Annotated in this window: 11 protein-coding genes; 6 read left to right on the forward strand and 5 right to left on the reverse strand. The window is 45.7% G+C overall.

The features are described from left to right. Positions 1-85: 85 nt before the first annotated feature. From QUA02_RS31765 to QUA02_RS31775, 3 genes are all read right to left on the reverse strand, one after another. Complete coding sequence (locus QUA02_RS31765) at positions 86-976, reverse strand: methylenetetrahydrofolate reductase (protein WP_333033667.1); 891 nt, start codon at positions 974-976, stop codon at positions 86-88. A 124-nt stretch (positions 977-1100) separates the two neighbouring features. Beyond that, positions 1101-2111, reverse strand: a complete 1011-nt coding sequence (trpS, locus tag QUA02_RS31770) for a tryptophan--tRNA ligase (protein ID WP_333033668.1) — start codon at positions 2109-2111, stop codon at positions 1101-1103. Positions 2112-2245: 134 nt separating this feature from the next. Then, complete coding sequence (locus tag QUA02_RS31775) at positions 2246-3445, reverse strand: HlyD family secretion protein (protein ID WP_333033669.1); 1200 nt, start codon at positions 3443-3445, stop codon at positions 2246-2248. A 239-nt stretch (positions 3446-3684) separates the two neighbouring features. On the opposite strand from QUA02_RS31775, the gene QUA02_RS31780 reads away from it, so the two are divergent. The 3 genes from QUA02_RS31780 (at position 3685) to QUA02_RS31790 (ending at position 6594) form a co-directional block, all read left to right on the forward strand. Continuing rightward, the gene (locus QUA02_RS31780) at positions 3685-3888 is read left to right on the forward strand and encodes a secretion protein HlyD (RefSeq protein ID WP_333033670.1); all 204 of its coding nucleotides are present in this window, start codon (positions 3685-3687) and stop codon (positions 3886-3888) included. Between the two features lie 168 nt (positions 3889-4056). After that, positions 4057-4245 carry a hypothetical protein gene (locus tag QUA02_RS31785; protein ID WP_333033671.1) on the forward strand — a complete coding sequence of 63 codons (189 nt, stop codon included), beginning with the start codon at positions 4057-4059 and terminating at the stop codon, positions 4243-4245. 138 nt (positions 4246-4383) lie between these two features. Further along, on the forward strand, positions 4384-6594 hold the full coding sequence (locus QUA02_RS31790) for a peptidase domain-containing ABC transporter (RefSeq protein WP_333033674.1): 2211 nt from the start codon (positions 4384-4386) through the stop codon (positions 6592-6594). A 144-nt stretch (positions 6595-6738) separates the two neighbouring features. Here QUA02_RS31790 and cimA read toward each other — a convergent pair whose 3' ends face one another. Then, positions 6739-8352, reverse strand: a complete 1614-nt coding sequence (cimA, locus tag QUA02_RS31795; RefSeq protein ID WP_333033676.1) for a citramalate synthase — start codon at positions 8350-8352, stop codon at positions 6739-6741. A 117-nt stretch (positions 8353-8469) separates the two neighbouring features. Between cimA and QUA02_RS31800 the strand changes: the two genes are divergently transcribed. The 3 genes from QUA02_RS31800 (at position 8470) to QUA02_RS31810 (ending at position 10492) form a co-directional block, all read left to right on the forward strand. Further along, positions 8470-8808 carry a 2Fe-2S iron-sulfur cluster-binding protein gene (locus tag QUA02_RS31800; protein WP_333033677.1) on the forward strand — a complete coding sequence of 113 codons (339 nt, stop codon included), beginning with the start codon at positions 8470-8472 and terminating at the stop codon, positions 8806-8808. Positions 8809-9062: 254 nt separating this feature from the next. Next, complete coding sequence (thiO, locus tag QUA02_RS31805; protein ID WP_333033678.1) at positions 9063-10175, forward strand: glycine oxidase ThiO; 1113 nt, start codon at positions 9063-9065, stop codon at positions 10173-10175. Between the two features lie 110 nt (positions 10176-10285). Further along, on the forward strand, positions 10286-10492 hold the full coding sequence (locus QUA02_RS31810) for a hypothetical protein (protein ID WP_333033681.1): 207 nt from the start codon (positions 10286-10288) through the stop codon (positions 10490-10492). 370 nt (positions 10493-10862) lie between these two features. Here the strand turns inward: QUA02_RS31810 and QUA02_RS31815 are convergent, their stop codons facing one another. Further along, a complete protein-coding gene (locus tag QUA02_RS31815; protein WP_333033683.1) occupies positions 10863-11330 on the reverse strand; it encodes a hypothetical protein in 468 nt (155 codons plus the stop codon). Positions 11331-11664: the final 334 nt, after the last annotated feature.

The raw sequence follows: 11664 nt of genomic DNA on the forward strand, positions 1-11664 counted from the left end.
GGGATTTTAAAGTCCCAAAAGCCTTTCGATCCAACTTATTTACTTGCTACCCCTTGACATATCAAGACAGTATCTACGGTTAATTTTAGCTCACTGGCTCGATTCCTGCCAAATCCAAAATTTGAGGAATTAAATCTTCTCGTTTGACGGCCATCATGTGAACTCCTTGACAAATCTGCCGCGCTAGCTTGACTTGTTCTGCCGCAATTTTTATGCCTTCCTGCAATGGTTCTGGAGCTTTAGCCAAACGGTCGATCGTCTCTTGCGGAATATGAACTCCCGGCACGTATTTTTTAATAAATTCAGCATTTTTAGCTGATTTAAATAGAAAGATTCCTGCTAAAACTGGTTTGTTGCAGCCGGCAGCAATGTGGTGCATAAACTTATCCAAAACTTCAAAATCTGTAATTAATTGACTTTGAAAAAACTGTGCTCCTGCTTCTAACTTTTTCTCAAATCGACTTTGCAAACCAGACAAACTGGGGCATTGCGGATCGACGGCAGCACCGACAAATAAATCGGTAACTCCGTCTGTTAAAGGTTTGTCGTTCCAGTCTTGGCCGCCGTTCATTTTTTGAATAACTTGCAACAGCCGAACTGATTCCAAATCGAATACACTTTTTGCTTTAGGATGGTCGCCCGCTTTGACGGGATCGCCTGTAAGTGCTAATACATTGCGAATGCCTAAAGCGTGGGCTCCCATGAGATCCGCTTGCAAGCCAATTAGATTGCGATCGCGACAAGCAACTTGACAAATTGGCTCAATTCCGTGCTGCACTAAAATCGCCGAAACTGCTAGGGGGCACATTCGCAACACTGCGCGGCTTCCGTCGGTGATATTGATTGCGTGAACTCTGTTTTTGAGCAGTTCAGCCATTGCGATCGTGTGAGTCATATCGCCGCCTTTTGGCGGGGCCACTTCGGCGGTAATTATAAATTCTCCGGGGGTGGTGCAGGCTGTGCGAAAACGGTTCATAGTTATTTGTCTGTTATTGGTTATTTGTTATTTGAGAGTTGAGAGTTGACAGTTGGCAGTTGTTAGTGGGCAGTTGGCAGTTGTCATTCTTAACCAGTAACCAATAACAACTAACAACTAACAACTAAACAGGTAAAGAATAACCGAAAGCTGCCTTAACCTTAGTTAGAGTTTGATTAGCAATAGCTTCTGCTTGTTCTCTTCCGCGACGCAGTACAGAGTCTAAATATCCCGGATCGTCCATTATTTCCTTGTATTTATCCTGAATTGGTTTGAGGGCATTAATTGTCGTCTCTGTCAGCAAGGGTTTAAAATCTCCCCAACCCATGTTTTCACACTCCGCTGCTACTTCTTCTTTAGATTTGCCGGAAAGCAGGAGATAAAGTGTCAGCAAATTTCTAGCTTCGGGGCGATCTGGGTCGTCAAAAGTCAAACCCCGCACGGCATCTGTTTTGCAGCGCTTGATTTTTTTGGCGATCGTATCTGGGGAATCCAATAAATTAATTCGACTTTGTTCGGAAGGGTCAGATTTCGACATTTTGCGAGTACCATCTGTCAAACTCATCACCCTCGCGCCGTCTGTCAAAATCAACGGTTCAGGAAGTTTTAAAACAGGGTTTTCTGGTGTACCAAATTGGTGATTCAATCTGTTTACTATGTCGCGGGTGAGTTCCAAATGCTGCTTTTGATCTTCTCCAACTGGCACTTTATCTGCATCATAAAGCAAGATATCTGCTGCCATCAATACGGGATAATTCCGCAAGCCGGCGTTGACATTTTCTTCTTGTTTAACTGATTTTTCTTTAAACTGAATCATATCTTCGAGCCAGTTAATCGGGGTAATACAGTTGAGCAGCCATGCTAGTTCAGTGTGCGCCGAGACGTGGGATTGCACGAAAATGGTAGAATATTCTAAATCGATGCCGCAAGCTAAATAAAGAGCGGCGAGCGTGTAAGTGTCGGAGGCTAGGGTTGCTGGATTGTGCGGTGCAGTAATTGCGTGCAAATCAGCTACGAAAAGGTAGTTTTCGTACTGACTTTGGATTTCTACCCAGTTGCGAATGGCACCGAGATAGTTGCCGAGGTGAAGATTGCCGGTTGGCTGAACTCCAGAAAGAACGCGCTGTTTGCCCATGAGGAAAGAAGAGAATTGAAGTCACATTTCTATATTGACACGTTATTTCAATTTCAGAGCCTCTAATTTTCTGGCGGTTGACTGTTGACTGCTGACTGTTGACTGCTGACTGCTGACAACTGACAACTGACTAATTACCAATCTGTCAGCAACCTTGCTTTGCGCAAAACAAATGTCAGAACTGTTTCTTCGCTGGTAATAATATCAGCTCGGCCCTCCATTCCCGATTGAATGGAATACTGGCGGGGGAGATTCGTCTGGGGGGTTCCGAGGAATTGACGGCTGGCGGATTCGAGTTTTGTTAAATAAGTTTGTTCTGGCTTAATTGCTACTTCGTAATACGCTGTACCTGAATTGTTAGCGGGATTTTGAGGCGCGATCGCATCTGGGGCGATTTCGCTGACTGTTCCTTTCAATGTCCCGTAATCGGGGAAAGGCAAAGCGGAAATCCTGATCTGTACGGGTTGGCCGATTTGGATGCGGGCGATGTCTTGGGATGTCACCTTGGCTTTGACTACCAGGGGTACGTCGCTGGGGACGATTTGGGCGATCGCGCTGCCGGCTTGTACGGTTTGACCGGTATTTTGTACTTCCAATCTGAGAATTGTACCATCAGCGGGCGCGCGGATCACGCTATTTTCGAGTTTTAAGTCAATTTGATCTAGTTCTTTTTTAGCTTGAATCAATTGTTGTTGAATGGACGATCGCTTGACGAGCAAAACCCGCCGACTTCTGCCCAGTCTCTCGGCGACATCCGGCAGTGATGTGGCGAATTTTACTAGAGCGGATTCGACTAATTCCTGTTCGGCGGAACTTTGACTTGGGATGTTTTTAAATTGGGCGCTGGCCAAAATTTGATTTTCCAAGTCGCGCAGTTGCTGGTTGATTTGCTGTGCTGCTGTTTGAGACTGATTAATTATTTCTTGTAATTGCTTTTTTTGAGCACCCAAACGCGAAGCGTCTACAACTGCGATCGCATCTCCTTCTTTTACTGTCTGATTCTCGCTCACAGCAATGCTTTCGACGGTTCCTTCGGTTGCTGCTTGCACGACGCGCACTTCTCCCGCCGGACGGACTATCGCGTCTGCTTTGACTGTAGCGCTGTATTTGGTGACGCTAGCGAGGGCGATCGCCCCGCCAAAGGTCGCCACCATCAAAATTCCCCCCAAAGTCGTCCAGCGGCTGACAGGGGGCAAAAACTGGTCGTTATCAAAGGTTTCACCGGGTGTGGGTTCGGGAGTGCGAGACATGGCGGCTGCTGGGGGAGAGGGGAATAGTTTTGAGTTGGGGGAGAGAAATCGATCGCCTATTTCTTTTTTCAGATTTATTTTCACCTTTCCGGATACCAAAGATAAGTTTAGAAGTCTCAATCAAAATTCACACAGTCAAGGTAAAAATCCGCACAGCTTTGGCGTCCCCACTCGCAAACTTCCCGAAACATCAACAAAAGTGAAGCAAGTCGGCAACAGTTATGAAAATACGGCGTTTCAGCTCTTAGTTTTGGCGCTGTTACCGGGTTCTTCTGGTATGTGTAGGTAGTAAGTAAGTAGATAGGTATTAATAGGAGTTCTTTATGTCAAAAAATCAACAAGATTCACTCTTCACCGAACTAACCGATCGAGAATCTGCTACTGTCAGCGGTGGCAGCATTACCAGCGGTGTCAGCGGCGCTAACAGCAGCGATGGTCTCAATATGCTGTTTTTCCTGCCGCAACCGAGCCAGCTTTATCTCTACGATCCGAGCCGCGCTCGCCCTTACAAAACCCTAGTGGTTTAGATAGCTGAGTCAGATTGTGCGATCGGGTAAATTTTGAAAATTTATCCGTAATATTCCGGAGGTCGCACAGCACTACCAGAAGTATTAGTCAGTATTTAAACGAGGGTCTAGAAATTTATAGAATTTCTAGTTTCAGTTCAATTATCTCAACTTAAACGGAGTCTAATCATGAAAGAAACAAAGGACAATTCACTGTTTGCTGAACTCACCCCTGAAGAATCAGCTAGCGTCAACGGCGGTTGCTATTATTCCCAGAGCTCCTATTCTTCGAGATACAACACTAACCGTGCGCGGCGTCACGTCGTATACCGCCGGAATTGCGACGGCTCCTTCAGAGCAGTGTACCGCTACTGGTAAAGTTTAGTGCTGTCAATTCAGCTCGATCTATTGATGTGAATCAATAAAGCACCCATAAGTTTATGGGTGCTTTGTTCTGATTGGCTACTCGGTGAGGGGTAATGTTCATTAGGCTCTACTCATTATTCATTTTGCAAAATGTTCAAGAACATCCCTTTTATCCGACAAATGCCATTCTTCGGACAAGTAAACAGGTTTATGAAATATCAGGTGGTTCTCCAGCAGAGCGAAGAAGATTGCGGCGCCGCTTGTCTGGCTTCGATCGCCAAATTTTACGGACAGAATTTGACAATCAGTCGCTTGCGAGAATTTGTCGGCACGGGACAACAAGGAACGACTTTACTGGGCTTGAAACAAGGGGCTGAGGCGATCGGCTTTAATGCTCGATCCGTGCGAGCCGCGGCTGCTATTTTAGACAAAATTGAGGAAGCACCTTTACCGGCAATTATTCACTGGAACGGCTATCACTGGGTTGTTTTGTACGGAAAACAGGGCAACAAATATGCGATCGGCGATCCGGCTGTCGGTCTCCGCTATGTTTCTAAAGCAGAATTAGCAGCAGCTTGGACAGATTGGCTGTGCTTGCTAGTAGAACCCGATGCGGAGCGGTTTTTTGCGGCAGCAGAGGGTCAACCGCCCGCCAATTCCTTACAAAAATGGATGCGGCGGATTGGGATTTACCGCCAGATTTTAATGGAAGCATTTTTGCTGAATGCGGTGTTGGGTGTGCTGTCAATTTCTTCGCCTTTTCTAGTTCAAATTCTCACCGACGACATCCTGGTGCGGGGCGACAGACAACTCCTGGCAAGTGTGGCTATCGCCGTTATAGTTATGAACCTTTTTAGCAGCAGTTTAGGATTGGTACAGTCGAACTTGATTGCTCAGTTTTCCCAGCGTTTAGAATTGGGATTAGTGATGGAATTCGCGCGCAAATTCCTGCGATTGCCTTTGAGTTTTTACGAAACCAGACGCAGCGGCGAAATTGTCAGTAGGTTACAAGATATCCAAGAAATAAATAAATTAGTTTCTCAATTCGCTATCAGCTTGCCCAGTCAATTTTTTATAGCTGTAGTTTCATTTGTTTTTATGTTATTTTACAGCAAAGAACTGACGCTGGCAGCTACACTTATGGCTCTGTTAATGACTGCCTCTACAGTGGTATTTCTGCCCGTATTGCAGCAAAAAACGCGCGCTCTATTTGTCCTGGAAGCAGAAACTCAAGGCGTTTTAGTAGAAACTTTTAAAGGCGCGCTGACTGTCAAAACTACTAGCAGCGTCCAGCAACTTTGGGAAGAATTTCAAAGCCGCTTCGGCCGCTTAGCAAAGCTCACTTTCCGCACTACGCAAATTGGCATTCTCAACAATATATTTTCGGGTTTTATTGCCTCTGCGGGTAGCATTACTCTGCTGTGGTTGGGCAGCGGTTTGGTGATTGACAAGGTATTGAGTATCGGTCAGTTGCTAGCGTTTATTAGCATGAATCAAAACGTTACTACTTGGGTGACTTCCTTAGTCGGATTTACTGATGAAATGACTCGCGTCCAGACAGCGACTCAACGGCTGTCAGAAGTCATCGACGCTGAACCGGAAACTAAAAATGATAGTAATAAACCTTTTGTAACAATTCAGAACCGCGACGAAATTGTTTGCAAGAGTGTTAATTTTCACTACCCCGGCAGACTTGACTTGCTAGAAAATTTTTCTGTCACGTTTCCCGGCGGTCAAGCAATTGCTTTGATCGGTTATTCCGGCTGCGGAAAAAGTACGCTAGCTAAAGTAATTGCTGGTCTGTATCCGCTGCAATCTGGTAATATTAGAATTGGCGGTTACAACTTGCAGGATTTGTCTCTCGACAGTCTCAGACAGCAGGTAGTATTGGTTCCTCAAGAAGCACATTTTTGGAGTCGTTCGATTCTCGATAATTTTCGTTTGGGCAGTCCAGATATCAGCTTTGAACAGATTGTGAAAGCGTGTAAAATTGCGGGTGCTGATGAATTTATCAGCCAATTACCTGATAAATATCAAACAGTTTTAGGAGAGTTTGGAGCGAATATTTCTGGGGGACAAAGACAGAGATTGGCGATCGCCCGCGCAATTCTCAACAACCCGCCAGTATTGATTCTAGACGAGTCTACCGCAGGTCTTGACCCCGCAAGCGAAGCGGAAGTTCTAGAACAATTGTTGATGTACCGGCACGGGAAAACCACGATTTTTATCAGTCACAGGCCGCGAGTGATCGATCGCGCCGATTGGATTATCATGTTAGAACGCGGCAGGTTGAAAGTGCAAGGGTCGGCTGCAAAATTGCGATCGATTCCAGGAGATCATTTAGAGTTTTTGCATCCTTAAATTAGATCAATTCTGGTTGAACTCCCGATCGTACCTAGGAAACGGCAGTGCCGTTTCCTGATGGGAGGAGGACACGGCAGTGCCGTTTCCCTACCCCGATTAATTGTAGGGACACGGCATTGCCGTTTCCCTACAAGGGCTTGGTTAATGTACCCTGCAAACTAGGGAGATCGCCTCTTGATTTTCTAGTACCAAACCGTACTCCAAACCTTCAACAACTGCCTGACAAGAAGCATCCAAAATATTACCAGAAACCCCGACAGTCGTCCAGCGGTCTTGACCGTTACTAAACTCAGCCAATACGCGAGTTTTAGCAGAAGTTCCCGCAGCGCCGTCGAGAATCCGCACCTTGTAATCTGTCAGGTAAAAATGGGCGATCGCCGGATAAAAATTTACCAAAGCTTTGCGCAAAGCCGCATCCAAAGCCGAAACCGGGCCGTTTCCTTCCGCAGCTTCCAAAATATTTGTCCCGTTTACTGACAATTTCACCGTTGCCAAAGCCGTACAATCTTCGCCAACCTTATCGCAATGGACTTGAAATCCCTTAATTTCAAACCACGGCGGCCGCTGTTCCAAGGCTTCCCGCATTAACAATTCAAAAGACGCCTCAGCACCTTCAAATTGATATCCCTGACTTTCCAAATCTTTCAATTTTTCTAGAATTTGGCGGCAAGCAGGATTTTTGCGATCGAGTTCAATGCCAAAAGTCCGAGCCTTCGCCAAAACATTGCTCAAACCAGCTTGATCGGAAATCACAATTCGCCGGATGTTGCCGATTTTTTCCGGTTCCAAGTGTTCGTAAGTTAACGGATTTTTCTCAACCGCCGACACGTGAATTCCACCTTTATGAGCAAAAGCCGAAAGGCCGACAAAAGGAGCATGGTCATCGGGAGCAAGATTGACAATTTCGCTGACCGATCGGCTAACCTGAGTTAATTTAACTAATTGCTCGTCTTGAATGCAATCATAACCCAACTTGAGCTGAAAATTAGGAATCAAAGAGCATAAATTAGCATTGCCGCAGCGTTCGCCGTAACCGTTAATGGTTCCCTGTACCATCGTCACTCCTTCCCGTACAGCAGCCAAAGCGTTAGCAACCGCAACTCCCGAGTCGTTGTGAGTGTGAACTCCTAACTGTAAAGATTTTTCGCGATTAGTTCCTAAAGCTGCTAAGACATCCCGAACAACGTGACTGACTTCGTGAGGCAAAGTACCGCCGTTAGTATCGCAAAGCACCAGCCATTCTGCACCGGCATCCGCCGCCGCTTCTAAAGTTTTAATAGCATAATCGGGATTGTGTTTGTAGCCGTCAAACCAGTGTTCTGCATCGTAAATAACGCGCCTTCCCTGACTACGCAAATATTCAATTGTATCTCGAATCATCGCCAGATTTTCTTCGAGCGTCGTCTTTAAGCTTTCAATAACGTGCAAATCCCACGACTTACCAAACAGCGTTACCCAGCGAGTACCGGCGGACAAAATAGCCTGCAACATTTCATCATTTGCTGCGGTCGTTCCCGGCCGCCTAGTCGAACAAAAAGCCACAACTTCTGCTTGAGTTAGCGGCTGTTCTTTGAGCCGCCAAAAAAATTGTACGTCTTTAGGATTAGCCCCCGGCCAGCCGCCTTCAATAAAGGGAATTCCTAAACTGTCTAACTGACGAGCAATTCGCAGTTTGTCTTCGAGAGATAAGCAGAGTCCCTCGCACTGAGCGCCGTCTCGCAGCGTGGTATCGTAGATCCAGAGCTGATTTGTCATGGGGAATTAGGAATTAGAATTTGCTAATCTATGAATTACCATATTAAAGGAGTTTATTTGAAATAAATGCAACAATATACAGTAAAATTAACATATATTTAAGCTGGGTAAATTGCTGTGGTCAAGGTACAAGCGCAAGGAAAAACATTTGAGTGCGATCGCGCAGCCAATCTCCGTGAAGTGTTGCTCAAAAACGGCATCGATCTCTACAACGGCAACGCCAAAGTCATCAACTGCCACGGGTTCGGCACTTGCGGCACCTGCGCCGTCAGCGTCGAGGGCGAAGTTTCCGAGCCCCAGTGGCGCGAAAAAGCGCGACTGTCGGTTCCTCCCCATTCTCCCGCATCCAACCGCCGTTTGTCCTGCCAAACCAAGGTTTTAGGCGATATTAAGGTGACAAAATATGATGGTTTCTGGGGCCAGGGCTCGGAAACAGTCTGGAAACCAATCGCATAGATTTTTTGTTAAGGAAGGCTGATAAGCTGTCGCGCATTTAAATTGCATGGTCGGGGCGGGCGGGACGCCCACCCCACAAGAGTTTAATTGTTTTTTGACATACAATTTAAATGCAGAACAGCTTAGGACGATCGCCCTGCCAGATAATATGTAAGACTTGCACAAAAATTCTCACTGTAAGGTGCGCGAAATGAGCACCTTACCCTAAAGAAGACAAAGAGGTCAAAAAAGCCAGAAAGTCCAGATAAAAGTCAATGAATTCATCTCAAGATATTTTGATTATTGGCGGTGGAATTATCGGCCTTTCGCTAGCAGTTGAACTGAAATTGCGAGGGGCATCTGTCGCCGTTCTCACCGCCGATTCCAAACAACCGACGGCCCGGGCTGCTGCGGGAATGCTTGCCCCGCAAGCCGAACGAATTCCCCCCAGTCCGATGCTGGATTTGTGCTTGCAAAGCCGCGCAATGTATCCCGGCTGGGTTGAACGGCTAGAAGATATTACCGGATTGAAAACGGGATATTGGCGATCGGGCATTCTCGCACCAGTGTGTCAAAATCAGTCTCTAGAAAAGCCGTTGTTGTCGAACCTTAACTCTCAATGGTTGGATAGAGATGCTGTTCGCCAGCACCAGCTAGGATTGGGTGAAGAAGTAATTGGCGGTTGGTGGTATCCTGACGACGCTCAAGTTGACAACCGCGCTTTATTTCGGACGCTTCAGGCCGCAACTAAAGAATTGCAAATTGAGATTATTCAAGGCAATGCAGAGGAAATTATTCGGCAAGGAAACCGAGTTTTTGGCGTGGACACAACGGCAGGAAAATTGCAAGCCGATTGTTATGTTTTGGCTGGCGGCGCTTGGTCCCAGAAGTTATTGAATGTTCCTGTTTTTCCGAGAAAGGGGCAAATGCTGTCAGTATGCGTACCAGAAGATTGTGGAGTTATGCAGCCGCTGCAAACAGTTTTATTCGGGACTGGCATTTATCTTGTGCCGCGTCAAGATGGCAGAATTATTATAGGCGCAACTAGCGAAAATGTGGACTTTACGCCTGGAAATACGCCTGCGGGAATGCAAACTTTGCTAGCAGGAGCTATGCAGTTATATCCAGAATTACACAATTATCCTATTCTGGAGTTTTGGTGGGGATTTCGGCCAGCAACCACCGATGAGTTGCCGATTTTGGGTGCTAGTGTTTGGGAGAATTTGACATTGGCTACGGGGCATTATCGCAATGGCATTTTGTTGGCTCCGGTTACGGCTAAATTGTTGGGTGATTTGATTTGGAATCAGAAATTAGATCCGTTATTGGCTGCTTTTCATTATTCTCGGTTTCCTGAATCTTGGGGTTGGGAAAATGGTGAATATTGAGATTTTTTGCTTTTTTTCAGACGAGTCAGAGCCTGGGTACGAAAAAGGAGAGTCAACCAAAAAGATATTTTTTGCTATAATCTAATCAGCACAATAGGGTTTTGTAAGTTATGACTTTCAGTGATGTAGTCGAGACGATAAAGAATCTTTCTACAGACGAAAAGCAAGAGCTTCAACTGTTGTTGAAGCAATATCTCCGGGAAGAACGCCGCGAAGAGATGTATCAAAACTTTAAGTCAGCGCAGGTTGAACAACAAAAAGGTGAACTTGAATTTTCCGCTAACATTAATCAACTCAGAATAATGATAGAGGAATAATCGTGGAAGTCAGTTTCAGTTCTTCATTCAAGCGTGCTTTCACAAGGCGGGTCAAAGGTGATGCTGATTTGGAGGCTAGGTTTTGGCAAAAGCTGGAGCAGTTCATCAGAGAGCCGCTTGAACCAAGCTTAAAAACTCATAAATTGTCCGGTAGACTCAAGGAGTTTTGGAGCTTTAGCGTAGATTACGACGAAAGGGTACTTTTCTAGTTTACAGAAGACGCAAAAGCCGTGTTTGTAGATTTTGGAAGTCATGATGAAGTATATTAATCGGCAGAACAGTTGCGACAGTAATCTCTATCTGTAGGGTGCGCAGTGCGCACCTTACCGCTGTAAGTAGCGCGTTAAACCATTTTTGGGTAAGTCCTGAATTAGTTCAATTCCGGTTTTTTGGGTTGGTTCAATTCCCTACATTTACTGGCCGCCAGATCGTAAGCATTTTGGTAATCGCTACCGCCTAACATCACATCGCCGTAATATTCATAAGGTTGATTGCCGTAAACCGGCAGCGGGTCGTCTTCTGGATAATCTTCTTTTGATTCGTCTATAATTGCTTTGAGTTTCTTGACGCTGAAGCGCTGTACTGGGAAGTAATGAATGTCTTGAGCGATGAAACCGAGGTGGGGAAAGGTTGGGTCAATAATCCGCTCGTCGAGTTCAATCCAGCTATACTCGATGGGTTTGTAAGGCGATCCCGGTACTGCCAAAAAGCCTTGGACGTAGATTGCGCCATCTGTGGCTAATGCTGCTTTATAAGCGTTGTCAAAGCAGTTTTTACGGTTGCTTTTGATGCGAGCGGCGATTTCAATAGAAAGCGTCTCATCTAATAGTTCGGTCATAATCCGTTTTAGTGGCGTGCGACTAGATTGTAGCAAGTTAGAACTTCGATCGCAAAGCATCCCCAGTGTAATTTGCGCGATCGAACAAAATGATGATGTTTCTGCAATCCTCAATCTTATACCAATTATTAAAAGTAGGGACACTCCAAAAGCCGTGTCCTACTCCACGGACCGGACACTCCAAAAGCCGTGTCCCTACTCCCTGCGCCTTTAAAAAATAAGCAGTCTGATGCACTCTACAATAATTTGAATATGAGCTAGGGCGTCGGTACAGTATTAGAAGTTGACAACAAAAGAGATGTATGCAATTACCCGGCCAATGAATTCGACTCTA

The sequence above is a fragment of the Microcoleus pseudofavosus SVA1_A4 genome, from assembly GCF_036700565.1.
Classification (GTDB): Bacteria; Cyanobacteriota; Cyanobacteriia; order Cyanobacteriales; family Microcoleaceae; genus Microcoleus.